Origin of the sequence: Parafrankia irregularis (genome assembly GCF_001536285.1) — a bacterium.
Lineage (GTDB): Bacteria > Actinomycetota > Actinomycetes > Frankiales > Frankiaceae > Parafrankia > Parafrankia irregularis.
In genome coordinates this window covers 452792-478106 of record NZ_FAOZ01000002.1, presented here as the reverse complement: position 1 = coordinate 478106, position 25315 = coordinate 452792, and the positions used below count along the sequence as shown (strand labels likewise).

Sequence of the window (25315 nt, the reverse complement as noted above, 5' to 3'; positions counted from 1 at the left end):
GAACAGTTAGGCCGACCTAAGTCGGTATAAGGTGAGGTTAGCCTAACTAATGCGGTATGACCAGCGATTACGCCGGATCGCTCACAATCGGATCGCTCTGCAGCTGGCTGGGCACGGAATGTCCCGCATCGACCAGGACGTCTCCCCCGACAGCTCCCCGGACGTCTCCAGCGGTCTCTCCAGCGGTGTCGCCCGCGACGAGACGGCCGGAGACGAGGCGAACCCGCCGCGGCAGGCGGTCGATGGTCGCCTGACGGTGCGCGATGACGATCAGCGTCCGCCCCGGGCGCAGGTGCTCCACCGCTGTCTCCAGCCGGCGCGCCACGTCGGGGTCGAGGTCGGCCGTGGCCTCGTCCAGCACCAGCACCGGTGGGTCGACCAGGGCTGCCCGCACCAGTCCGACGATCTGGCGCTCGCCCGCGGACAGCAGCTCACCGCGGGCGCCCAGGGACGCGTCGAGGCCACCGGGCAGTCCCGCCACCCACTCGGTCAGACCCAGCACTTCCACCGCCCGCTCCATCGCCGCGCGGTCGGGCTCGCCCGGCGCCAGCGCGAGGTTCTCCGCGAGCGAGCCGGTGATGATGTGCACCTGCTGCGGCACGAGGACGACATGGCGCCGGATCTCCTCGGGCGACACGGTGCTCAGGTCGACGCCGCCGAACGTCACCACGCCCGCGTCGGGCTCGTAGAGACCGCACAGGAGCTTCGCGAGCGTCGTCTTGCCCGAGCCGGTGGTGCCGACCAGCCCGGCCCGGTCGCCGGACGGGAAGCGCACCGACACCCCCCGGAGCACCTGCGCGTCCTCGTCCGTCCCGTAGCCGAACCGCAGGTCCGTCGCGGCGAGCTCACCGCGCGGCGGGAGCGACACCGCACCACCACCGGCGGTGGGCGCGTCGGAGGCGGGCGCACCCGTGGCGGACGCGGCAGTGGCGGACACGGCAGTGGCGGACACGGCAGTGGCGGACGCGGCAGTGGCGGGCAGATCGATGGCGGCGGAATCGGTGCCAGGCGCGTCGGTGCCAGTCGCGTCGGTGGCTTCCAGCAGGTCGGCCAGGCGGGCCACGCCGACCCGCGCGGTCTGCAACTGCCCGATCAGGCGGGACAGGCCGGCCAGGCCCTCGAACAGGTTGCGGGTCGCGAGCACGAACACCACGACGGTGCCCACGCCGAGGTGACCGGACCGGGCCAGCCACACGCTCAGCAGCAGCAGAACCGCGGTGGCCAGTCCCTCGAGCAGGCTGAAGAGCTCCAGCCGGTTCTGCGCGCCGATGGTCCGGTTGGACGCCCGCAGCAGTTCGTCGTTGTCGCGGCGGAACCGCTCGACCCACTCGCCGGGACGTCCGACGACCACCAGTGCCTCGCTGGCGGCCAGCGTCTCGGTGAACGTCGCGGTCATCGTCGCGTCGGCCGAGGCCTGCCGGCCGAACGCCGTGCGGGCGACCTGGTCGAACCACCGGACCACCGCAACCGCGGCGGGGATGAACAGCACGACGAGCACCAGCGACAACAGCGGCGAGTAGACGATCAGCAGCACCGTCGTGAGCACCACGGTGAGCCCGATGCCGAGCAGGTTCGGTAGCTGTTCACGGATGAACAGCGCCAGATCGGCGATCTCGCCGGTGGCTCGCCGCAGCAGGTCCCCGGTGCGGTGCGCCTCCACGAACCGCAGTGGCGCGCCCGCGAGCCGCTCCACGACGAGGTCGCGCAGGTCCTGCACCACCCGTTCGCCGGCCCGGGCCAGCAGCACCTCCGACCAGCGCAGGAGCAGCAGGCGGGCGAGAACGAGCACGATGAGGCCGCCGACGGTCCACCACAGTGCCGTCCGGTCGCGGGCGATCACGGCGTCGACACCGCGGCCGATCACGGGGGCGATCCCGACCACGGCGGCGGTGCTCGCGACCGTCGCGGCCAACGCGGCGGTCAGCAGCCGGCGGTGTGGTCGCAGGTGGCGCCACGCCTGGCGCAACGCGCCCGCGGTGGCCGGGTCCTCGTGCAGCATGCGGACCTCAGCCACGGTGACCTCCGGCGGTCAGATCAGCGGCACCAGCGGACGGCGCGGCACCGCCAGAGAACTCGGCAGCAGCAGCGGGCTCGGCGGCAGCGGCAGACGACGACTCGGCAGCGGAAGCCGGCTCACGCTCGGCACCGGGCGGCGCGGTGTTACGGGAGGGCGGTGGCAGCGTCAGCACCCGGTCGGCGGCGTCCAGCACCGCGGGCCGGTGCGACACCACGACGATCGCGCCGGTGGGATTCCATTCCCGCAGCCGGCGCAGCACCGCCGCCTCGGTCTCGACGTCCAGCGCCGAGGTGACGTCGTCCAGCACCAGGACCGCGGGACGCCCCAGCAGCCCGCGGGCGAGCGCGAGCCGCTGGCCCTGCCCGCCGGACAGCGTGCCGCCCCGCTCGCCGACCACCGTGTCGTACTGGTCGGGAAGGCTCATGATGAACTCGTCCAGCGCGGCGGCGTGGCAGGCGGCCCGCAGCTCGGCCAGCTCGATCTCGCGGCCCAGCCGCAGGTTGTCGGCGATCGTGCCGGTGAGTACGAGCGGCCGCTGCGGCACGAGGCCGATCCGGGTCAGCACCTCGGTGCGCGACGCGGCCCGCAGGTCCACCCCGCCGTAGCGGATCGTCCCCTCGGTCGGGTCCTCGATCCGGCACAGCAGCCGGGCCAGGGTGGACTTGCCCGATCCGGTCGGGCCGGTGACCGCGATGAACTCGCCGGGCGCGGCGCACAGATCCGCCGGCCCGAGCACATGGCGGTCGCCGTGGCGGACCACGGCTCCCTCCACCCGCAGGGCGCCGGTGGCCGGCAGCGGCACCACGGCGGCGGGGTCCTCGGCCAGCCCCGGGGTGCCGAGCACCTCGGCGATGCGCTCGGCGGCGACCCGGGCCTGGCCGCGGCCGGCCAGCAGGTCGACCAGGATGGCGATGGCCAGCGCGAGGGTCGTCATCCAGGAGGTGAAGGCGACCAGGCCGCCGATGGTCAGATCACCGCGGATGGCGGCGGCCCCGCCGATGCCCAGGCCGACCGCGATCGCCAGCCGGGGCAACGCCGGCGGCACCGCGGACCACCAGGCCGACACCTCGGCGACCCGAAGGGACGTGCTCGTCACCGACCGGGACAGGTCGTGATGGCGGCGGACGAGCACCCGCTCGCCACCGAGCCCCCGCACCGCGGCGCTGGCCGACAGCAGGTCCTCCACCGCGTCCGCGCGGGAGCCGTGCGCCTCGGAGAGCGCCTCGTTGGCGGTGTCGTAACGGCCGGGGAAGAACGCGTTGGCCAGCCCCACCAGCGGCACCGTGACGACGGTGACGAGCAGCAGCAGCGGGTCGAGCAGCCCGATGGCCGGCAGGACGACCACGAGGGTGACGATGACCCGGACCCAGACCCCGAGGTTCTGCAGCCACAGCCGCACCAGGTCGACGTCCCGGGTGACCCGCATGACGAGGTCGCCGCGCCCGAAGCCGACCAGCGCGGGCCGGTCGAGGGTGGTCACCTTGTCGATGAGCCCGCTCCGCAGGCCGTGCGCGACCCGGTTGGCCGCGATACCCGACCACCACTGGCCCCCCACCCCGCCCACCAGGAACGCGAGCGAGATACCCGCGGTGATGAGCGACCAGCGCACCGTCTGGTCGACGTCCAGCGGGGTGATGCCGTCGTCCAGGGCGTGTTGGATGCCCCAGGGCAGCACGAGCATCGCCAGCTGTTGGACGAGGGTCGCCAGCACGCCGAGGGACAGCGGACCGGGCATGGAGCGCAGCTGCGCCCACAGGACGGTGTTGCCAGCCGACATGGCCATCGCCAGGACCACTCCAGAGTGGGTGCCCGGCCCGGCCGGGAGCCGCCGCGGCGGAGCGCCCGGCGCTCGGGTGCGAGCAGAGACGGGGTCGGGACACCGGCGACGAGACAGCGGCCCGCCGTCGGGCGACCGAAACCTAAGGGAGACAACACCGATATATTAGGTAAAGCTTAACTAAGTGCCTGGAACGGGTCAATCGATACGCCGGCGTAACAGCATCCGCGCGGGCACCGTGCTCAGATCCGCCGCCGCTGCCGGGCCAGCAGCCACACCAGGTAGAGACCGCCGACGGCGTTCGTCGCCACCCCGACGGGCAGCTGCGAGGGAGCGAACGCCCGCTGGGCCACCAGGTCGCTGGCCACCACGAGCAGCGCGCCGAGCAGCGCCGCCGGCAGCAGCGCCGCACCCGCCGACCGCGCCAGATGCCGCGCGAGCTGCGGCGCCGCCAGCGCGACGAAACCGATCGGGCCCGCCGCCGCGGTCGCGCAGGACGCGAGCGCCGCACCCACACCGAGCAGCGCGAGCCGGCTGCTCTCCACCGACACGCCGAGCGCCCGCGCCGTGTCCGCGCCCATGGCCAGCATCGACAGCCGCCGGCTCAGGTAGAGCGCGGCCGGCAGCAGCACGATCACGGCGAACACCAGCGGGCGGACCTGCTCCCAGCTGCGCCGGCTCAGGCTGCCCAGCAACCAGGTCTGGGCCGTGATCGCGTCACCGAGGGTCGCCCGCGCGATCAGGTAGGCGTTCAGGGCGGTCAGCATCGACGCCACCCCGATCCCGATCAGGATCAGCCGGGGGCCGGCGACACCCCGCCGGAACGACAGCAGGTAGATCGCGACCGCGGTCAGCACACCGCCGGCGATCGCACCGAAGGACGTCTCGTAGACGCTGCCGTGCAGGACCAGGATCACGATCACCGCTCCGGTGGCCGACCCGGCGGTGAAACCGATGACGTCCGGGCTGCCGAGCGGGTTGGCCGTCATCGTCTGGAAGATCGCCCCGCTGACGGCCAGGGCCGCGCCGACCAGCAGGCCCGCCACCAGTCTCGGCAGCCGCAGCGTGCGGACGATGAAGTCCGTGCCGGAGCTGCCCTGCCCGAGCAGGCTGTCGACCACCTCGCGGACCGACAGGTGGTAGTCACCCGTCGTCAGGGTCAGGACGCTGACCACCCCGATAGCCACGACCAGCCCGAGACAGACCAGCACCCCGCGGCCGTCGACACGCAGCGACACCCGGTCACCTCGGTCGCGAATCACCCAGCCGCGTGGCACCACACCCCCGGGCAGGACCCCACCCGGCGGCAGGACCCCACCCGGCGGCAGGACCCCGCCCGCGGCGCCGGGCAGGCCCGCCGCTCCGGTCACTCCTGTCGCCATGGACTCACCTCCCCCCGCTGCCGCCCCGCTGGCTCCAGTGGCCGCGCGCGTGGTCATCGTCGCCACCGCGGGGCGTGTTCCGCTCACAATCGACCCAACCGTGCGCGCCGACACAGCACGATGAAGACCGGGGCGCCGACGAACGCGCTGACCACACCGACCTCCAGCTCGGCGGGAGCGATGATCACTCGGCCGACGACGTCGGCGGTGAGCAGCAGCACCGGGCCGAGCACGGCGGAGTAGGCCACCACCCAGCGCTGGTCCGGGCCGCAGATCGCCCGCGCGATGTGCGGGACGCCCAGCCCCACGAACGTGATGGCGCCGGCCGCAGCGGTGCCGGCGCCGCACAGCAGAGCGACGGCGAGCACCCCCAGCGTCCGGGTGCGGGCCACGTGGACCCCGAGGCCGCGGCCGGCATCCTCGCCCATGGCCATCGCGTTGAGCGCGCCGCCGATGGCGAAGGCCACCAGCAGGCCCACGCCGATGAAGGGCACGACGACGGCGAGCTGTGGCATGTCGGCCCGGGCCAGCGAACCGACATCCCAGAAGCGCAGCCGGTCGAACGTCTCGTGATCGAGGAAGGCGACGGCGTAGGTGAAGGCGGCGAGCACCGCGCTGAGCGCGGCGCCGGCCACGATGAGCCGTTCCGGCGCGACGGCCGCCCGGCCCGTGGCACCCAGCACGTAGACGGCGGCGGAGGCGGCGGCGGCGCCGAGCAGCGCGAACCACACGTAGCCGCTGGGCGAGGTCACACCCAGGAACGACACCGCGGCGACGACCGCGGCGGCGGCCCCGAGGTTGACCCCGAGCAGGCCCGGGTCGGCGAGGGAGTTGCGGGTCAGCGCCTGCGCCAGCGCGCCGGCCACCCCCAGCCCCGCGCCGACGACGAGCCCGACGAGGGTGCGGGGGACCCGCATGTCGTGGACGATCACGGCGGCCTCGGACCGGTCGTCGTGCCACAGCACGCGCCAGACGTCCGACAGCGCCAGGTGGTTCGCACCGACGGCGATGCTCATCAGCACGGCGCCGGCGAGCAGCACGACCGCGGCGACAAGCCCCAACGGCCGTAGCGCTCCCCGCGCCGTCCCACTCGCGGACGGGTCCGTGGACCGGCCGGCCGACGGGCTCGCGGACAGACCGGCCGACGGGCCGGTGGACATGCCCGGGCTCCCCACAGCCGCTGTGGCCGGCGCCCTGGGCCCCGCGGAAATCCCGATCACCGTTCCCCGCTTCACGACGTTATTTAGGTCAGGCTTACCTCTAGTAGTCAACACCAGTGCGAATCGCTCGGGTGCGCGCGGCGCCAGGAATCACGATGAGGCCTTGACCAGCAACGGAAGCAGCCCACACGATAAGTGAGGCTTACCTAAAGAGATCGGGGTTGGTAGAGGCCTTGAACACACGACGTGGACAGCGCCCGGCATCGTTGCGCAGGACTGCCGCATCCGCCGACGGCGGCGAGGGGAAAGCAGGCCTGCCACAGCGCAGCGACGACGGCGGTTCCACGACAGCGGCCGCGGTGTCGACCGCCGCAGCGGCCATGGCGTCCCAGCCGGCCGTGGATTCCCAGCCCGCCGTGGATTCCCAGCCCGACGGGGAGCCCCGGCTGCACGCGAGGGACCTGACCCTCGCCTACGACCAGCGCGTCGTCGCCACCGACCTCGGTGTGCGCATCCCCGACAACTCCTTCACCGTCATCGTCGGCCCCAACGCCTGCGGCAAGTCGACCCTGCTGCGGGCGCTGGCCCGGATGCTGCGCCCACGCCACGGCGCGGTCTACCTCGACGGGGCGCTCATCCGGTCGCTGCCGTCCAAGGAGGTGGCGCGCCGGCTGGGGCTGCTGCCGCAGACCTCGATCGCCCCGAGCGGCATCCTCGTCTCCGATCTGGTCGCCCGGGGCCGCTACCCCCACCAGCGCCTGCTGCGCCAGTGGTCCCGCCAGGACGAGGACGCCGTCCGCGACGCGCTCGCGGCCACCCATACCGAGGACCTCGCCGACCGGTTCGTCGACGAGCTCTCCGGCGGCCAGCGCCAGCGGGTCTGGCTCGCGATGGCGCTGGCCCAGCAGACGCCGATCATGCTGCTGGACGAGCCGACGACGTTCCTGGACCTCGCGCACCAGATCGAGATCCTCGACCTGTGCGCGGACCTGCACGAGGAGAGCAACCGAACCCTCGTCGCCGTCCTGCACGACCTGAACCAGGCCTGCCGGTACGCCACCCATCTGGTCGCGATGAAGGACGGGCGCATCGTTGCACAGGGGGACCCCAACGAGATCGTCACCGCGGAGCTGGTGGAGGAGGTCTTCGGCATCTCGTGCAGCGTCGTGCCCGACCCCGAGACCGCCACACCGCTGGTGGTGCCCGCGGCCCGGGCCCGGCGCCGCGAGCTTCGCGAGAACCTGGCGATAGCCGAGCAGGCCCGGCCTCGGTCCCACGCCGCAGACACGGACTCCGACTCCGACTCCGACGGTGCTGCTGGCGCAGATCCCTCCGGCGACGCGGCGTCGGGCAAGGCCGTGGCGGTCAGCGCCGGCTGACGGCCACGGCCTTGCAGGCTCCAGGGCGGCGGCGGTGACAGGGATGCCAGAGGTTCCGTCCGAGGTGATCTCGGCGCAGCGGATCGTCAGTGCCCACTCCCCGTCACCCTCGGCATCACACCAGCACCAGCCGACGAGACCGGGTAGCAGCCTCGGTCGACCGGCTCGAGGTCGCCGATGGCGGCACGGGCCGCGGACGTCGGCCACCCGCACACCGCCGGGGTGGGGTGCAGCGCGGCGGCGAGACGAAGTAACGACACCTACAGATCCACGAGCCAACCGCTGATCCGCGTCGGCAGGTGCCACATGGTCGCGGTGCGGATGAGCGTCGGGGCCGCCGGGACGGCCAGGCCCACGCAGCAAGGGCGTCGGGGCCGCCGGGACGGCCAGGCCCACGCAGCAAGGGCGTCGGCGACCGCGTCGACGACGACCGCGTGCTCGTGCAGGCCCTTGGCGGAGGCAGGCAGCGCGGCGGCCCGGCGGCGGTCGGTCTCCGGTTCGGCGCCGCAGCCCGCCGATCGGCCGTGCCTCGTCCTCGTCGTCGACGCAGAGATCTTAGGTTAACTTAACCTATACTTTGCAGGGCGCAACCAGTCAAGGCGCCGAGAGCCATGCGAGTTGCCACATCCGGCCCGCTTGACCACCAACCGCATCACACCTAAGTTAGGTTCACTTAACACATCCAGCCCAAGCGGGCCCGCGGTCGTCGCGACATACGGTCATGTTTGGTCACGTACCGTCGCCAACACCCATCCGCAGCGACCCACCGCAATCGCGATCCTTCACCCCGACGGGCGCAACAAATCAACAACGGATACCAACCACAAGGTCTCCACACACACTCCGGGTGGACCCGACCGAGCACCCCCATCACCACCTCGACCGGCGCGACCTCGGCGAACACCTTGACAGGGCAACAGGTCGACCCGAACATAGGTAAAGTTAACCTAAATTCACATCCGGTCAGATCAACCGACAAGAGGGGCAGCCGTGGGAGACCGTCCACCGACCGCGGAACTCGGTGTGCACGACGTCATCGGAGTCGGGTTCGGACCCTCGAACATCGCCCTAGGCATCGCGATCCAGGAACACAACAGCAGCGTCTCCGCCGGGGCCGCACTGCGCGCGATCTTTCTTGAACGCCAGCCCCGCTTCGGTTGGCATCGCGGGATGCTGCTCGACGGCGCCACGATGCAGGTGTCCTTCCTCAAGGATCTGGCGACGCTGCGAAATCCGTCCAGCAGCTTCAGCTTTCTGAACTACCTGCATTCGCAGAACCGGCTCGTGGACTTCATCAACCACAAGACGATGTTCCCGCTGCGCCACGAATACCACGACTATCTGGAATGGGCCGCGGGCCGGCTCGACTATCTGGTCGAATACGACACCGAGGTCGTGGATCTGCGGCCGGTCGTCCACGAGGGCGTGGTCGCCTACATCGACGTGATCAGCGGCCGGCCCGGCCAGCCGGGCCGAACCGTCGTCCGCCGGGCCCGCAACGTCGTCATCGCCGCCGGGCTCGAACCGCGGCTGCCGGAAAACGCCGAGCTCGGCGACCGCCTGTGGCACAACCACGACCTGCTGCACCGGCTCGCGCAGATGCCGTCGACACCACGCCAGCGCTTCGTCGTGGTCGGGGCCGGCCAGAGCGCCGCCGAGGTGACCGAACACCTGCACACCCGGTTCCCGCAGGCCGAGGTGTTCGCGGTCTTCGCCCGGTACGGGCTCACACCGGCCGACAACAGCGGCTTCGTCAACCAGATCTTCGACCCGGACGCCGTCGACGAGTTCTACCACGCGCCGGAAGGCGTCCGGGAGATGCTGCTGACCTACCACCGCAGCACCAACTACGCCGCGGTCGACATGGACCTCATCGACGAGCTCTACCGGCGCAGCTACCAGGAGAAGGTCCGCGGGCCCCAGCGGCTGTACTTCCTGCGAGCCTCGCAGGTGGAAGCCTACGAGGCGCTGCCGGACGGCACCCGGGTCCACATCCGGCACCTGCCCACCGGCGACAAGCGGGTCCTGGACACCGACATCGTCGTGCTCGCCACCGGCTACAACGCCCGGGACCCGCGGCGCGTGCTCGGTAGCATGGAGGACGCCTGCCTGGTCAGCGACTCCGGCCGGCTCCAGGTCGCACGCGACTACAGCATCGAGACGAAGCCCGACACCACCGCCGGCATCTACGTTCCCGGTGCGAGCGAGTTCCAGCACGGCATCTCGTCATCCCTGCTGTCCAACATCTCGATCCGGGCCGGCGAGATCCTCGACTCGGTGCTGCGTCGACAGGAGCTGGAAGAACCACTGGCGGCCATTGGCCAGGGCATCACAGCCCCCTCGTATCTCCCCGCCCAGCACAAGGCCCAGCCGCAGAACTGACCCGCGTCGCCGTCGCCGTTGTCACCGTTCCGAAGTGCGCGGGCCAGGTACACGCCCGAAGACGCAGGAATACGCGCTGGTGCCGCCGTGAGCCTTCTCCATCTCACGGTGCGTGGTCAGAGCCTGGGGCAGGCCCGAGCTCGACGGCGGAAAACGCACGATGACGGAAGACGGGCGTGGAGAACGCATTCGCCGAGCACTCCCGGACGCCGGCCAGCCCCGGCTGGTCGACCTTCTCCGCGCCCGTCAACTCGTCAGACCGTCGCCGTGCCTGACGCACCGCGGCCACCTCAGGCCTGAGCGAGGCCCGCGTTGGCGGCAGCGGTCCAGCGTCCCGGAGTTCGGTGTCCCGGAGTTCAGCGGTCCGGTCCGCGCGGGCACGTCCGGTCAGGCCGGCGCCAGGCCCGCGTTGGCCGCGGCGACGTCCCTGCGGAAGCGGACCAGTACCAGCAGCCACTCGCCCGCCAGCAGCAAGATCCGCGGATCGTCGAGTTCACACCGGGCAGGCTGGTGCTGTCGCCTACCGGACCAGGACAGCCAGGAGCCGGCACACAGCACCAGGCACCGATTCTGCGCCCTGTCAAGGGCGGCATCACGAACAGAGACGGGGCGCCACCCGGCCGAATTTCATCAAAGAATCCTCGAGGCCGCCGCCTGTCCCACGGAAGACATCGTCGCCCTGGTCTCGGGGCGGCCTTTCTCCGGCATCGTGTTGCTCGTTGAAAACAACGACAAATGCCGTTCCCGTAACGGCTGGCGATGTGCACGGAGGTAGGGATGAGCGGCCTGCGACGGGTCCGGAATGTGCGCCGATCGGTGGTCGGTGCGATCGCCGCGTGGGCATTGGCTCTGCTGTTCTCGGGATGCCAGGAAGGCGGCCTCGTGATCGCGCCGCCGACCACCCCGGCGGCTACGCCATCGGTGGCCACCGCGGCGCCGGCGACCGGTCCCGTCGCCCCGGCCACCGGCGCACCGGCTCGGGACCTTCGCGCGGGTGACTACGTCCTCACGGCCGCACCGGAGACGGCGGGCTTCGAAAGCTCGGGCGGCGCGGACGACCCCGACAGCAGCCTGATCCGCGGCGAGGTCGCGGAATGCGTCGGCATCACCGGGTACGACTCGTCACCGCCGTCGGACGAGACGGCCGGCGACACGTTCTTCAACACCGACACGAACGAGATCCAGGCGACCAGCCACGCGAAGGTTCTCTCCGCGAACCAGATCCAACAGAACGCCGACATCGTCACCAGCCCGCTTTTCGGTGACTGTTTCCGCGGGGCGTTCGAGGAACAGCTGGCGGGCGAGCAGTCGGAAGAACTCACCGCCGAGGTCGTCGCGGTTGACACGTCCTTTCTGCCACGTGGCTGCACCGCACTGGTCCGTACCTCGATGAGCATCACCGACCAGACCGGTACCTACAGCTACATCTTCGACACGGTCTACTTCTACGTGGGTCAGGTCGCCGTCGAGCTCACCGTCACCAACATCCAGGATGTCCCCCCGCAGGACACCGAGCAGGGTTTCATCGACCAGATCGCCGGCAAACTGACCAACCAGTGAGCCCACCGGTGTCAGCTGATCGCGGACCCCGGCCAGGGCGGTGACGTCACCACGGCCAGTTCGGCGTTCGCCGCGGTGACGCGCTTACGAAAAAGGGGCGACACCCACAGCCTCTCTCCCGACAGAAGCATCGCGCCGGACAGACCCCTCGGCGGGCCCAGAACGGTCCGCCTCGGAAGGCGGAGAAGCGGCGGCCCGTTCGGTGTGGCCCAGGCGATCAGGCCGGCTCCCATCAGGAGAATGGCCTGGTTGGTCACGACCAGAATCCTGTTCCGCACACGGGTCAGGTAGATCGTGCAGCAAGCCAGGAACAGGGCCGCCATCACGGCACCGGAAGCGAAGAAATAGTACTCCGACCAGGGGAGAAGATTGGTTGTCAGGTTCCAGGAAAATAATCCGAGTGTTGGCACGAGATTGAAGTACGGGGATATACCCGCCTGCACCAGAACAACGTGCTGGACCTGCTCCCCCGGAGCCAGGTACGGGCGCACCTGAAAGGCGATCCCATCACGCAGCGCCATCCCGCTCCCCCGCCGCTGTCGCCTGGATCGGGCAACCCCGTGCCAGGAGACAAAACCTTACGCGCCTACCGCGCACGCGTCATGGAGTTCGGCGTTCAGCCGGTCTCCATCGCCAGGGCCAGCGGCATCACGGCGGGTGCGCCGGCGGCACGCAGTGCGCGGGCCGCCGCCGTCATCGTCCAGCCGGTGACGACCAGATCGTCGACGAGCAGCACCGGGCCGGTCAGGCCACCGAGCGTTTCGGCGAGCGGAGGCGGCACGTCGAATGCCGACCACAGCCCGGCGAGACGGTGCGCGCTGTTGTGCACCTGGCCGGCGAACGGCCCACCCGCGCCCCGCGGCAGTTCCCCGAGCAGCGGCAACCGGCCCACCTGGGCGATGCGCTGACCGAGGTCCCCGACCAGCCGCGGCCGGCTCCGGGACCCGATCGTCACCACCGCCACCGGGCGCTGCTCCCATTCCCACGCCGCGAGCATCCGCACGACACCGTCGAAGACGTCGTCGGGAACCGGCTGGTCCACGCCGCGCGCCTCACCCGAGCCGGGCGCACTGTCGAACATGGGCCGTAGCCGGTTGCCCCACCCGAGGTCGTTGAGACGGGCGAGGGCCCGACCAGGCAGGGCGCCGGCCGAGGCGGGAATCCGGCCGGAGGCGTTGATCCCCAGCGTGCGCATGCCGGTGGGCCACATCTTGCGCGGTTCGACGACGACCCCGGGCCGCCGCAGCTCCGTGCGGGCGCTGGCCCGCGCCTGCGCCGAGACATCCGCCGCCCAACTCCGGCCGGTACACCGGTCGCACCGCCCGCAGGCAGCCGCGTACGGGTCGTCGAGGGCCCGGCGCAGGAACTCCATCCGACAGGACGTCGTCGCGATGTAGTCGAGCATCGACTGCTCCTCGACCGCACGCGCCGCGGCGACCCGCTCGTAGCGGCGCGCGTCGTACGCCCAGGGCTGCCCGGTGTGCTCCCAGCCGCCCTTGACCCGCCGGACCGCGCCGTCGGTGTCCAGCACCTTCAGCATCTGCTCCAGGCGGCCCGGCCCCAGGTCGACCACGGCGAGCAACGCCTGGGTCGACATCGGCTTCGACGCCTGCTCCAACGCGCCGAGCACGTCCCGCACCAGCCGTTCCGGTGGGAAGGAGGTGTCGGCGAAGTAGCGCCAGATGGCACGGTCCTCCGCGGCCGGCAGCAGGATCGCCTCCGCCGACTCCAGCGCGCGGCCCGCCCGGCCAACCTGCTGGTAGTAGGCGATCGGCGAGTTCGGCGCCCCGACGTGCACGACAAAGCCGAGATCCGGCTTGTCGAAGCCCATCCCCAGCGCGCTGGTGGCGATCAGCGCCTTGACCCGGTTCGCGAGCAGATCCTCCTCCGCCGCGATGCGCTCCGCCGGTTCCGTCCCGCCGTGGTAGGTCGCCACGGTGTGGCCCTGGGCGCGCAGGAACCCGGTGAGCTCCTCGGCGGCGGGCTTGGTGAGCGTGTAGACGATCCCGGAGCCGGGCAGCTCGGGGAGACGATCAGCCAGCCAGCCGAAGCGCTCCTCGGCGGTGGGCAGGCTGACCACGCCCAGCCGCAGGCTCTCCCGCTCCAGCGGCCCGCGCAGCACCAGCGTCTCGGCGCCCACCGTGCCGTCAGGTGCGGCAACGACGCCCGCGCCGAGCTGCTCGCTGACGTCCTCGACGACCCGCGCGTTCGCGGTGGCCGTCGTGGCGAGGACGGGAACGCCCGGCCGCAGCTCACCGATCAGCGACCGCAGCCGGCGGTAGTCCGGCCGGAAGTCGTGCCCCCAGTCGGAGATGCAGTGCGCCTCGTCGATGACCAGCAGGCCCGTCGTGCGTGCCAGTTCCGGCAGGTACTCGTCCCGGAACGTCGGGTTGTTCAGCCGCTCCGGGCCGACCAGCAGCAGGTCTAGCTCGCCGGCCCGCAGCGCGCCGTAGACCTCGTCCCACTCGGTGAGATTGCCCGAGTGGATCTCCCCGGCCCGGATGCCCAGCCGCGCGGCGGCAGCCGCCTGGTTGCGGATGAGCGCCAGCAGCGGCGACACGATCACCGTCGGCCCGACCCGAGGCGGGGTCGGGCCGCCAGTCGAGACCTCGGCCCCCCGCAACAGAGCCGTGGCCAGGAAGTACACGGCGGACTTGCCCCAGCCCGTGCGCTGGACGAGCAGCACCCGGCGCCGCTCGCTCACCAGCGCATCGATCGCCCGCCACTGGTCGTCGCGCAGCACCGCACCCGGACCCGCCAGCGCCCGCAGCAGCTCCTCGGCCCGAGCCCGCGACACCCCGCCGCCTGGACTCCCCGGAACCGAGGCGGCGGAAAGCGCCGGGGCAGGGTGCACAGCCTGATCAGCCATGCACCCTGTCTACCCGACGCCGCCGACAGTTCGGGCGTTCACCTCGATGGCGACGGCTACACGGCTCACGGCTCACGGCGCCCCGCTCACCGCTCACCGCTCACGGCTCACGGCTCACCACTCACGGCTCACCGCGCCCCGGTCGCGGCGCCCCGGTCGCGCGGGCAGTCCCCCGCCGGGGATCCCGCACCGCGCCTCGCCATGCCTCGGAAATTCATGCCAATACAAGCAAAAGGGGCATGGAGTCGTTGACGATCAGCAAGAAGTGAGGATTTCGGCTGCGAGAACAACCAAAACCCTCGTTTCCTGATCGGAAGCAGCGGAGCGCGGAAGCCGAAGGTCGGGATCCGGCACATTACCCGGACTGTCGGCCGACGAGATCGCGATGGGCGGCAACATAATCATTGGCGGTCCGGTGCAGGTGCCGGACAGCGAGTTCCTGGTCGTTGAGCGGGAACTCCGAGACGGCCCTTGTCTCCAGCATTTTCTGGGTTGCTTCCAGGGTGTTGCAGTCCTGCAGCGCGAACTCCTTGAAGGTGACCGCGGCCAGCTCCTGCCGCAGCCGCTCGCTCGGCGTTCTCGGCGGGACGAAGTACAGCGTCCCCTCGAAGATGTGCCGGTTGTAGGCGGTCGGCCAGTAGTGGTAGGTGAGGTACCAGCCCGGCGCCCACACCACAATCATGAAATTCGGGAAGAAGACATAGGAGTCGAGGCCCCAGGCCTTCTGCCGGGACGGGTTCACACCCGGCGGCAACGGATCGAGGCCGGGGATGTCAGGCCTGTCCCACGGCCCGAAGTTCCCGCTGCGCAGCACCTGTTCGATCGGCTTCACCATGGAGAGATCACGGGGTGGCGCCATTCCGCCCCAGGCCGACTGCATCGAGTGCGGACCGTCCAGCTCGTAGTGCAGCGACTCGTAGCCGTAGCCGAGCAGTTTGCGCGACTCGTCGCTCACGTACTGCTTCGCGTGCAGCACGGGTGCGTGGTAGAATTCGGCGAACGCGTCGAGGTAGAGCTTCCAGTTGCTGCCGACGTCGGCCCGATATCGGTAGACCTCGGTCATCTCGCCGAACGGATAGCCCTCAAGGCCGGCGGCGAAGCGCCCGAGGTATTCCCGTAGCGGGCCGGCCTCGTTGTCGAAGTTGACGAAGATGAAGCCCTCCCACACCTCGCAGCGCACCGGGACGAGGCCGTAGTCAGCCCGGTCGAAGTCGAAGAACTCGGACTCCTGCTGAACGAAGGTGCACGCACCGTCCAGCCCGTAGCGCCAGGCGTGGTACTTGCAGGTGAACTGCCGCGCCGTGCCGCTCGTCTCCTCGCGCGGGAAATCGTTCCAGACCAGCTTGTTGCCACGGTGCCGGCAGATGTTGTGAAACGCCCGGACCTGGTTCTCCCTGTCCCGCACGATGATCACCGACGCGTTCGCGGCGTGGATCTCCTTCGTGAAGTAGGCGCCCGTACGCGCGACCTGCTCCACGCGGCCGACGTTCAGCCAGGTCCGCCGGAAGATCGCGGCACGCTCCCGTTCGTAGTGCTCGGGAGAGATCGAGTCCTCGAACGTGACCAGCCCGGTGCCGAGGTCCGGGTAGTGCTCCGTCCAGCTGCCCTCGACAGGCTTGGGGAAGTGGGCCATGCGTCTACCTCCGAGACCACACACGAGATGGAACGTCGAGAAAACGTACGACTGAGTCGGGTTTCCGGTCAACGGTCCCGAGCCCAGACTGCAGGCCAGGCACATGTGCTGCCCGCAGGCCATCCGCCGGCCGACCGAGCCTTGACCCAGAAGACGACCGGACCGTACGTTTTTTCGATGGAGCCCAGAGCGAACGACGGTGCGCGGTCCCGGGCCGGGAGACCGACCTCCGAGGAAGCGGCGCGGCTGACGGAGAAGCTTCGCCGGGCCGCCGTCGACACGTTCCTCGAACACGGCTACGACCGGACCACCATGGAGGCGGTGGCACGAGCCGCGGGCGTCACCAAGAGCACCCTGTACGGCCGGTACCCGGACAAACGGACCCTGTTCATCGCCGTCAGCTCCTGGGCGCTCACCCGCCAGGAACGCGACGCCCGGGTCCTGGAGCCGCTGCCCGACGACCTCGCGGCCAGCCTGACCCTGATCGCCCGGGCGATTCTCGCCCGGTCCGTCGACCCGGACATCGTCCGCCTCAGCCGGATGGCGATCGCCGAGTCGGCCCGGTTTCCCGAGTTCGCGGCGAGCTCCCAGGCCACGACCTGGTCACCGCGCATCCAGGTCATCATCGATCTGCTGCGGGAGCACGAGCGCGCCGGCGCGGTCTCGGTCAGCAACGTCGAACTGGCCGCCGAGCAGTTCTTCGCCATGGTCGGCGCGATGCCGGCCTGGCTCGCGGCCTACGGCATCTACCGCAGTCCCGAGCTTGAGGACCAGCGCCTTCAGCACGCCGTGCAGCTCTTCCTCAGCGGCGTCCTCACCCGCGGCCCCGGCCACCAGGACCGCCCCGACTCCTCCCCCGCCACATCACTCGCCGGCGCCGGTCACCCGAGCCCAGGCACTGGCGCTGGCGCTGGCGCTGGCGACGACGTGGTCGACGACGCCAGTTCCAGCCAGACCACCACCTCCAAGCACGCCGGGCCCAGGCGCGAGGCCGCGGCGATGCGGTATTCGCGGCTCGGCCGAAGCGGCCTGGACGTCTCCCGGCTCGCCCTCGGCATCCGGGCCTTCGGGGCGGCCGGCGGCGGCTGCGATCCGGCGACCGCGGCGGGTCTGGTCGCCCGCTACCTCGACGCCGGCGGAAACCTCATCGACGCCACCGACGTTTCCGCCGACGCCGCGGAGATCTGCGCGGCTTCGCTGCGCGGCAGGCGTTCCCAGATCGTGCTGGCAGCCGGAACGAGCACCGGAACAGGCATCGGAACGAGCGGTGGCGGTGGCGGTGGCGACACCGGTATGGCGCTGGATCAAGCCCGCCATGGCGGCCGGAACAGCCGGCGCCACCTCCGTGCGGCCTGCGACGCGACCCTTCGCCGGCTCGGGACCGACTACATCGATCTCTACCAGCTGAGCGCCGACGACCCGTCGACCCCGCTGGAGGAGACCATCGAAGCACTGGATGATCTCGTTCGCGCGGGCAAGATCCTCTACGTCGGCGCCGCCGACTTCCCCGCCTACCGGATCATGAAGGCAGTCGCCGCCAGCGACCGGCTCGGCCGGGCCCGGTTCATCTCCCTGCGCTCCGCGTACGGACCGACGGCACGAGCGGCGGAACGCGAGCATTTCCCCCTTCTCGCCGAGGAGGGCCTCGGGTTCATCAGCACTCCACGCCCCGAGAACGAGACCGACCCCACGAACCCCGCGCTGACCGCACGACTACAGGCGGCGGCGGCCCAGCTCGGCTGCACGACCAGGCAGCTTGACCTGGCCTGGCAATGGACGAGACCCGTCGCCACGGTAAGCGTCGACGTCTCCGGCGTCGCCCAACTGGACGAGCTTCTCGCGGCAGCGGACGTCGACCTTCCCGGCGAGGTCATCACCGCGATCGACGGCTCCACCGCGCCATCCGCCCGCCTGTGACCCCAGCCGAATCCGGCGACGGCCGGCAGCTGCCACTCATCCCTCTCTCATCGCGTTCTTCTCTCTCATCTCGCGGGCAGTCGACGCGGAAAGGAAAGACACACATGGCCGGGACACTGAACAGCAAGGTCGCCGTCGTGACGGGCGGCGCCTCGGGAATCGGGCGTTCATGCGCGCTGCGGCTGGCCCGGGACGGCGCCAAGGTGGCCGTGCTGGACCTCAACGAGGGCGACGCCAAGCAGGTCGTGGCCGAGATCGAGGCCGACGGCGGCACAGCGCACGCTCTCGCCGTCGATGTCGCCGACCGCGCGAGCGTCGACCAGGCCCTGGCGCAGACCCGCGAACACCTCGGGCCCGTCACCATCCTGGTGAACTCGGCCGGAAAGACCGGCTACCACCGGTTCATCGACATGTCCCTGGAATCCTGGACGTCGATCCTCACCGTGAACCTGACCGGGACGTTCCACTGCTGCCAGTCCGCCCTCCCGGACATGATCGAGGCCGGCTGGGGCAGGATCGTCAACATCTCCTCCTCCAGCGCGCAGGGTGGCCAGCCCTACATGGCCCACTACGTCGCTTCCAAGGCCGGCGTCATCGGCTTCACCAAGGCCCTCGCGCTCGAACTCGGCCCGAGCGGCATCACCGTCAACACCATTCCTCCGGGTTTCGTCGACACCCCGATGCTGCGTCTCAGCGAGCAGAAAGGCCGTTTCGGCGCGACCGTGGACGAGCACGCCGCCCGAACCCCGGTCCGCCGCGTCGGCCGGCCGGAGGACATCTCCGCGGCGTGCGCGTTCCTTGTCTCCGAGGAGGCCGGCTACATCACCGGCCAGATCATCGGCGTCAACGGCGGCCGCAACACCTGACCTGACCGGCGCCACCGTCGCCGGGACAGGTACGGGGCGAGATCCTGCTCCGCTCCCTGGCCGTCATCGTCCGGCGTGCCTCCGGCGGACAACGCATCCTCCAGGGAGGGCCGTTAATGCCGGGGGCACTGGCACACCGCCTTGTCAGGACACAGCAAAGGCGTGGACGAGCTCCCGGATCCAGGCGTGATCCGCAACGGCAACCGCGAAGCCGTCGATGTCGTGGCTGCCGAGGAAAAGTCGGTTCGGCGGGGGAAGACGCTCAGCCCCATCCGGGCCGACGGTCATTCGTCGCCGGTAGCCCGCCCGCAGCGCGGCGTTGAGCCGACCGTGCCGCCCGGCCGCGAGGGCAGCGCCCAGGTCCGCCGCGACCTGCTCCACATGACGGCTCCGTTGGACCTGCCTGAGCTGTGCGGCGGCTCGGGGGCGGTGATAGATGGGATGATCCCGACTACGCAGCGAGGATTCGATGTGCTGGACCGCGTGACGGCCGATCAGAGTGTCGGGAAGTAGCCGCGCGAAGTGCCCGACCTTTTCGCCGACCGGAGCGGCGCTCAGCCGCGGATCCCGCTCGATACGCACGCCGGCCCAGCGGATCAGTGAGCCGGTCTTGTCCGCCCCGCGCCGAGCCCACACCACGTCGCTGACCTCCTGTCGGCGACGTTTATCGAAGAAATCCGCACCGTGTTCGTCGGGATCCGCCAGGCCACAGAATCCGGCGAGGATGTCCCGCTGTCTGGTGCGGCAACGCTTGTGAGCGCGACGCCGGTCCACCCGAGCACTACGGCGCCTCGTCGACGGCAGCACCGACTCCGCCATATCCTTGATCTTCTCGTCATGGTTACGCATGCAGCGTCGTCTCCCGTAACTCGAGACCGCCGGGGCTTTCGGTGCGGCCGTCGCCGGCTGAGAATAACGCCTTTCGAGACCCTCATCACCTGATTAAAAGACGCACCGGACGACTCGGCCGCAGGATCGCCGCACCGGGGATGCCGGGTACATCACCGTCCAGATCATCGGCGTCAACGGCGGCCGCAACCTCTGACCCAGCGAGCGCGGCTGTGGCCAGAATATCGCCCTGGCCACAGTCCACACCTCCGCACCGCCCGCCTTCGGCGCTCGTTGCATTCCCGCCAGAGTCCCGAATGCCGCCACCAGGACTGGAACTCACCATTATCCGGATGACCGGTCGGCCGCGTCACCGCCGTTGCCAGCGCTTTCTCGACGAGGAAACGATGACGACCCGCATCGCCCGCCGCCGCTGGACGGACGAGGCCGAGGCGTGGCATCGGCGCCCCGGTGGACCAGGCTCGCGGACCAGTCCTCCTGCAACGACTACCGGAGCCAACCTGGCCGACCAGGACACGAAACGTCCCGCGCCGCCGTCCACCTGAGGGCGTCAGCGACCAGAACTGACCATATGGTCAGACGAGGCTGCGCCGGGAACCGCAGTGCGCCCCGCACGCGCTCCGCGGATGCCGAGCCAACCGACAACGGAGCCGATGGCCAGAGAGGTGGCGGTCAGGACCAGGTGGACCGTGAAGAAGCCCGTCGGACCATCATCCCAGGAACGATCATCCTTCCAGATGTTCTTGAGGAAATTCGGCCAGATCGCCCACGTCCACACACCCACCACGATCAGAAACCAGGACGCACGCTTCGACAGAGTCACTCCACCAGCCTCGCACCCACGGGCGCCGTGGCCTCTCTGTGGGCGCGCGATTTCAGCCACGTTGATCGCCATAGAGTGGGATAGCGGCCGGAGTCGCGACGGGCGAGAAGATCGATGGAGGGTGAGGCGGGTGAACCAAAGTTACGATGTCGCCATGACGGAGATGCCGCTCCCCCCCGACGACCAGCTTGCCGAGGTCGTCCGAGAGGCTGCCGCGTCCGGTCAGGTCGTCTACCTGACAGATAAGGGCCAGCGGCTGGCCGCCATCGTGCCGGCAGGTCTCGCTGAACTCCTCGAACGGGGCGAGACGACCAACGGACGGCGCGTACTCGGCGCCCGCGGCGCAGGCCGCAGCGGCCGGCAGGACATCTCCGAACGCATGGAGGAGATCCTCGCCAACGAGGTGGCGTCATAGCCCTCGTAGTCGACGCCGGCCCGCTCTACGCGTACGTCGACGCCGACGACCAACATCACGACGCCTGCGCGGACCTGCTGGAAACCCACCCCGGACCGCTGATCGTCCCCACCCTCGTGATCACCGAGGTGGTCTACCTGCTCGGTACCCGGCTTGGCACACAGGCCGAGCTGCGTTTCCTCGCGGACCTGGCCTCCGGGGCGTTCGATGTCGAGGCCGTCCACCCAACCGACTGGCTGCGGATCGCCGACCTGGCCAACCAGTACCGCAACCTGCCCCTGGGCACCGTGGACGCATCGGTGATCGCCTGCGCGGAGAGACTCGGGGTTGACGAGGTCGCCACCGTCGACCGCCGGCACTTCACTGTCGTCAAAGCCAATCGAACGCTCACGCTGCTGCCCTAGCCGATCCTCGATGGAGGCGGCAGGCTTCCAGCGTGTGACGGGCACGTGCGTCCAGCGAGCCCCTCCTTCGCTGGATACCCACCATCTGGCCCCCGCAGCCACTGGCCGATCACCAGCGTGGCCCAGACCCAAGTACCTAGGTCATAAGTGAATGTTCTACAAATTCGGCCAGATCACCCACGTCCACACACCCACCGCGATCAGGAACCACGTCGCACGCTTCGACAGAGTCACCTGTACAGCTTCACAGCCACCCCGACGGCCAACATGATCATCAATCATGCTGGCCGGTGAGACCGAACACGTCCGCGGAGCCACCGCCCAACCGACGGACCCTCAGCGACCCGACCGGCCCCGAAGCACAGATGTGACCTCCACCGCCTCAAAGACACGACCGTAGCTTCGCCCGGTACGTTCCCGTAGGATTTCCAGATCCACAAGCCTGGCGACGGCATTACTGGCTGCCTGCAGAGTCCTGCCGGTATCTTCACTGATCGAACGCACCGTGACGAATGGACTCCCGATCAGTCGGTCGATGATATCGCGAACCAGTCCACCGGCCAGGCCCGCCACCTTGAGGCGTCGCACGTATTCGACCTGGAGAGCAAGAAGATCGTCGACCGTCCGAATAGTTCGCTCACAGGACTCGGCCAGACCTTCGGAAAAGAAGGAAATCCAGCCGTCCCAGTCGCCTACTGCACTAACTTCCCTCAAACGGTCCTGGTACTCTTCCCGACGCGCCTCGAACCAGGGCGACACAGCCAGCAGCGGCTCCGCGAGAACCCCTTTCCAGCAAAGATCGAGGACCACGAGAAGCCGCCCAATTCTGCCATTTCCATCATTGAATGGATGAAGAGTTTCAAACTGGTAGTGCGCCATCGCGGCAGCCACGACCGGATCGATGCCCTTCGAATCCACGTTGATCCAGTCCAGCAGATCGCGAACAGCGGCGTCCAGCTCCAGTCCGGGCGGTAGTGGGACGAAACGAGCGGTATCGATCGCTCCACCGCGGCTTCCGATCGCAACCTGGATCGAGCGGATTCTCCCCGCGTCACGGGTGCCCGCAGGAGTTTCACGCACGAGGTCTCGATGAATCTGGCAGAGCGCAGCGACCGTGAGTGGACGGCCGTCGCCTATCCACGCGAATGCCGCTTCGGCTGCCCGAACGTAGTTGAGGACCTCACGGACCTCCTCACTCTGCGAGGTCGGCTCTGCGACCTCGGCCGCGAGCACGTCCTCCAGCGGAGCGAAGGTCCCCTCCAACGCGGACGTGCTCTGCGCCTCCGTCCGAAGGGTGGGCTGCAGAAGCAAGGCCGGTTCAGGAATCTGTCGGCCGGCCTGATCGAGACGACCGAGAGCGCGCCCCGCGCGGGCTACGTTTCGCCACGTCTCTCCCGCCAGTGACGGCTCGGCGACCGCCAGTGGGTCCGGCTGGAAGGCCACGTGTTCGTACGCGACACCCGTCCGCCCGTCCGTTCCAGAGACCTTGACGAGGTGTCCGGTGGGGCTGCGCTCGAACCGACTCCGATCCACAATCCAAGTTTACGGACCAGAACTTGAGATCTTCCCGTGCGACTCCAAGTCCGCTTGTAGAACCCGTCCTCAACGCCATCCTGCCGACCGATCGATCGACATCCGCTGGGCTCAACCTCGCTTCGACCACGGGCTGTCGCCACAACAGCGGCTGACTGCCACCGACCGTGACGTAGCAGGCTGGAGTACCTCCTCGAAGCCGGCACGTCCCAGAGCCTTCACCACCCTTGCCCCGGAGACCCGAGGCGGCGCGGGTGTCACGCCGACGGGCGGATGTCCAGTGGAGCGACGATGGGACCGTCCGCGGCGATGGCGGGGAGGGTCGGCTGACAGGCACGGTCAGCCGACGGGCAGGGCCTCCCGCTGGGGGATGGTGTCGGAGGCGACCGACCGGCCCGGGGCCGCCGGCTGACCGCGTGCGGACGGTCCCGATCGCCCTCCGGGGCCGTCCGCACACATTTTTCACGTTTTCTCCCGTCGCGTGTCCACCGATCCCCCGCCCGCCGGCGTCATGAAGGTGACCGACGTTCCGGCGACATCCAGTGGGGAGTCGAGGACGGCGGTGGGGAGGGATGCAGATGGCGGAACACTCCGCCTCGAAAACAGCGGCGTTCGAGCTCTTCGTCGCCACCCGCGGGACCGCGATGCTGCGCACGGCCGTCTTCCTCGCCGGCGACCCGCACACGGGCGAGGACCTGCTCCAGGACGTCCTGCTGCGCGCCTACCGGCACTGGCGCCGCGTCGACGACCCCGACGCCTACGTCCGCCGCGCCCTCGTCAACGCCGCCGCCAGCCGACGCCGCCAGCGCCGCTTCCGCGAGGACCCGCTCGACACCGCCACGGCGCCCATCCCGGACAGCGCCCCGGACGGTACGGACACGCTGTCCAACCGCGACCTGCTGTTCACCGCACTGCGCCAGCTCCCGCCACGCCAACGCGCGGTGATCGTGCTGCGCTACTTCGACGATCTCAGCGAGACCCAGATAGCGACCGCCGTCGGCTGCACCCCGGGCAGCGTCAAGACCCACGCCGCCCGCGGCCTCGCCCGGCTGCGCACCGTCCTCGGCCCCGAGAACACCCCCGTGGAGAGGAGCAGCGCCCATGACTGACACAGACGCGGACCCCGGGTTCGAGCTGCACCTGCGCGCGAGGATGGCCTCGGTCGCCCGGACCATCCAGCAGCCATCCGACCTGGCGCAACACGTGATCGAACGCGGACGCCGCCACCGACGGCGCAAGGCGCTCGCCGCCGCCGTGGCACTGACCGTCGCGGCCGTCGGCGCGGTGGTCGTCCCACAGGTCCTCCCTGAGAAGGAGTCGGCGATATACCCCGCCGACACCAGCGTCCTGAGTTCCCCGCTCGACTCGGTCTACGGGGTGGACGTCCGCTGGCTCCCCGACGGCTACGGCGTGCGCTCGCGCCAGCCCGAGAACCTCTTGGGGGGACTGGACTCGGACCTCAGCTCGTCTCAGATTGCCACCGACTACAGCAGCCTTCCGACGACCGCGAGGTTCTCTCCCCACACCGTCCGGTACACACCGGACAGCCCGAACTACACAGTGACGGTCAGCCGCGACCCCAAAATAGATCTTGAGGCCAGGATGCGGCAGATGAACGAAGCGGCCGTGCACCCCGTCCTGGGGAGACCGAGACTGACATCGGGTGTGGGTGGCCACCGGGCCTATGCGTACACGATGGGCGACGGCTCGGAGAACCTGATCTACTGGCTGACCTGGAGCCCAGCGCCGGCGGTGGTGCTCACCGTGCGGGGGCCGTCGGAGACCGACATACGGAAGATCGCCGAGAGTCTCGTCGTCGGGCCGGCGCCGCACGGTCCCCGGGACCCGGGACAGTCGCTCCAGGTCGAGCAGGCGGCACGCGATGCCTTCACTCCCGGCTCCGGAACGACCCCCTGGGCCGCCCTCGACCGGGTGCAGGGCGGCGACGGCCTGCGCGCGGCCATGGACGAGGCGGTACGGACCGATCGGAAGCCGGTGGAGAGCATCCGGGTGACGTCGACCGGGCCGGTCACCTTCCTGAGCGAGACCGAGGCAATGATCATTCTTCTGATCAACGCCCAGGAACGGCAGGGCCGCGCGATGAGCGAAGTCGCATGGGCCGCCTCCGTCCGCATGATCCGAACCGCCGACGGGTGGAAGGTCCGGAAACAGGACTACTGCACTCACATGACGTGGGCGCTGATCTGCCCACCGATCACCATCTCGTGACCAGGAGACATCGGGGCCGTCCCTCCGGCGGACCCAAGGACACCACAGCCGTCCCCGATGCCTGGCGGCTCCGGAGGTTACCCGTAGTCGTCGCGGCAGTGATGCTGGCGGCCGTCCTCG

The 25315-nt window shown here is 69.9% G+C and carries 20 protein-coding genes and 1 pseudogene; 9 read left to right on the top strand and 12 right to left on the bottom strand.

Annotated features, from left to right (window positions below; translation table 11 throughout):
- Positions 1-67: 67 nt before the first annotated feature.
- The 4 genes from AWX74_RS04660 to AWX74_RS04645 all read right to left on the bottom strand — a co-directional run bounded on the left by AWX74_RS04660 (position 68) and on the right by AWX74_RS04645 (position 6336).
- Positions 68-2014: an ABC transporter ATP-binding protein gene (locus AWX74_RS04660; RefSeq protein WP_242666068.1), complete on the bottom strand. Its 1947-nt coding sequence runs from the start codon at positions 2012-2014 to the stop codon at positions 68-70.
- On the bottom strand, positions 2007-3800 hold the full coding sequence (locus AWX74_RS04655; protein WP_091271828.1) for an ABC transporter ATP-binding protein: 1794 nt from the start codon (positions 3798-3800) through the stop codon (positions 2007-2009). The genes AWX74_RS04660 and AWX74_RS04655 overlap by 8 nt, the downstream gene beginning before the upstream one ends.
- A 236-nt stretch (positions 3801-4036) precedes the next feature.
- Positions 4037-5176, bottom strand: a complete 1140-nt coding sequence (locus tag AWX74_RS04650) for a FecCD family ABC transporter permease (protein WP_091271826.1) — start codon at positions 5174-5176, stop codon at positions 4037-4039.
- Between the two features lie 83 nt (positions 5177-5259).
- Positions 5260-6336, bottom strand: a complete 1077-nt coding sequence (locus AWX74_RS04645; RefSeq protein ID WP_091271824.1) for a FecCD family ABC transporter permease — start codon at positions 6334-6336, stop codon at positions 5260-5262.
- 380 nt (positions 6337-6716) lie between these two features.
- On the opposite strand from AWX74_RS04645, the gene AWX74_RS04640 reads away from it, so the two are divergent.
- Positions 6717-7715, top strand: a complete 999-nt coding sequence (locus tag AWX74_RS04640; RefSeq protein WP_226932250.1) for an ABC transporter ATP-binding protein — start codon at positions 6717-6719, stop codon at positions 7713-7715.
- An 86-nt stretch (positions 7716-7801) separates the two neighbouring features.
- Here the strand turns inward: AWX74_RS04640 and AWX74_RS41130 are convergent.
- A pseudogene (locus AWX74_RS41130) lies at positions 7802-8269 on the bottom strand (chorismate-binding protein).
- Positions 8270-8705: 436 nt separating this feature from the next.
- On the opposite strand from AWX74_RS41130, the gene AWX74_RS04630 reads away from it, so the two are divergent.
- Together AWX74_RS04630 and AWX74_RS04625 are read left to right on the top strand one after the other, a co-directional pair.
- Positions 8706-10097: a lysine N(6)-hydroxylase/L-ornithine N(5)-oxygenase family protein gene (locus AWX74_RS04630; RefSeq protein ID WP_091271821.1), complete on the top strand. Its 1392-nt coding sequence runs from the start codon at positions 8706-8708 to the stop codon at positions 10095-10097.
- A gap of 777 nt (positions 10098-10874) precedes the next feature.
- Positions 10875-11657: a hypothetical protein gene (locus AWX74_RS04625; RefSeq protein ID WP_091271819.1), complete on the top strand. Its 783-nt coding sequence runs from the start codon at positions 10875-10877 to the stop codon at positions 11655-11657.
- An 11-nt stretch (positions 11658-11668) separates the two neighbouring features.
- Here the strand turns inward: AWX74_RS04625 and AWX74_RS04620 are convergent, their stop codons facing one another.
- The 3 genes from AWX74_RS04620 to AWX74_RS04610 form a co-directional block, all read right to left on the bottom strand.
- Positions 11669-12178: a hypothetical protein gene (locus tag AWX74_RS04620; RefSeq protein WP_091271816.1), complete on the bottom strand. Its 510-nt coding sequence runs from the start codon at positions 12176-12178 to the stop codon at positions 11669-11671.
- Positions 12179-12273: 95 nt separating this feature from the next.
- A complete protein-coding gene (locus AWX74_RS04615) occupies positions 12274-14526 on the bottom strand; it encodes a RecQ family ATP-dependent DNA helicase (protein ID WP_226931047.1) in 2253 nt (750 codons plus the stop codon).
- 355 nt (positions 14527-14881) lie between these two features.
- Positions 14882-16159: an aromatic ring-hydroxylating oxygenase subunit alpha gene (locus AWX74_RS04610; RefSeq protein ID WP_091271813.1), complete on the bottom strand. Its 1278-nt coding sequence runs from the start codon at positions 16157-16159 to the stop codon at positions 14882-14884.
- Positions 16160-16336: 177 nt separating this feature from the next.
- Between AWX74_RS04610 and AWX74_RS04605 the strand changes: the two genes are divergently transcribed.
- Positions 16337-18076, top strand: coding sequence for an aldo/keto reductase (locus AWX74_RS04605; protein ID WP_091271810.1), 1740 nt, complete (start codon positions 16337-16339; stop codon positions 18074-18076).
- A 104-nt stretch (positions 18077-18180) separates the two neighbouring features.
- Positions 18181-18942, top strand: coding sequence for an SDR family NAD(P)-dependent oxidoreductase (locus AWX74_RS04600; protein WP_091271807.1), 762 nt, complete (start codon positions 18181-18183; stop codon positions 18940-18942).
- Between the two features lie 144 nt (positions 18943-19086).
- Here the strand turns inward: AWX74_RS04600 and AWX74_RS04595 are convergent, their stop codons facing one another.
- Positions 19087-19791, bottom strand: coding sequence for a hypothetical protein (locus tag AWX74_RS04595; protein WP_131799402.1), 705 nt, complete (start codon positions 19789-19791; stop codon positions 19087-19089).
- 550 nt (positions 19792-20341) lie between these two features.
- A complete protein-coding gene (locus AWX74_RS04590; protein ID WP_091271802.1) occupies positions 20342-20614 on the bottom strand; it encodes an SCO4848 family membrane protein in 273 nt (90 codons plus the stop codon).
- A gap of 154 nt (positions 20615-20768) precedes the next feature.
- On the opposite strand from AWX74_RS04590, the gene AWX74_RS04585 reads away from it, so the two are divergent.
- Both AWX74_RS04585 and AWX74_RS04580 read left to right on the top strand, forming a co-directional pair.
- Positions 20769-21029: a hypothetical protein gene (locus AWX74_RS04585; RefSeq protein WP_054570505.1), complete on the top strand. Its 261-nt coding sequence runs from the start codon at positions 20769-20771 to the stop codon at positions 21027-21029.
- Positions 21026-21433, top strand: coding sequence for a type II toxin-antitoxin system VapC family toxin (locus AWX74_RS04580; RefSeq protein WP_091271800.1), 408 nt, complete (start codon positions 21026-21028; stop codon positions 21431-21433). The genes AWX74_RS04585 and AWX74_RS04580 overlap by 4 nt, the downstream gene beginning before the upstream one ends.
- Before the next feature lie 156 nt (positions 21434-21589).
- On the opposite strand, the gene AWX74_RS42805 is transcribed toward AWX74_RS04580, so the two are convergent.
- Both AWX74_RS42805 and AWX74_RS04570 read right to left on the bottom strand, forming a co-directional pair.
- Positions 21590-21715, bottom strand: coding sequence for a hypothetical protein (locus tag AWX74_RS42805; RefSeq protein ID WP_479724489.1), 126 nt, complete (start codon positions 21713-21715; stop codon positions 21590-21592).
- Between the two features lie 54 nt (positions 21716-21769).
- Complete coding sequence (locus AWX74_RS04570; protein ID WP_242666067.1) at positions 21770-22876, bottom strand: Fic family protein; 1107 nt, start codon at positions 22874-22876, stop codon at positions 21770-21772.
- A gap of 668 nt (positions 22877-23544) precedes the next feature.
- Here AWX74_RS04570 and AWX74_RS04565 point away from each other — a divergent pair.
- Positions 23545-24075 (top strand): SigE family RNA polymerase sigma factor, encoded by a 531-nt coding sequence (locus AWX74_RS04565; protein ID WP_091272105.1) that lies wholly within the window; start codon positions 23545-23547, stop codon positions 24073-24075.
- Positions 24068-25195: a hypothetical protein gene (locus AWX74_RS04560; RefSeq protein WP_091271796.1), complete on the top strand. Its 1128-nt coding sequence runs from the start codon at positions 24068-24070 to the stop codon at positions 25193-25195. The genes AWX74_RS04565 and AWX74_RS04560 overlap by 8 nt, the downstream gene beginning before the upstream one ends.
- The last annotated feature ends 120 nt before the right edge of the window (positions 25196-25315 follow it).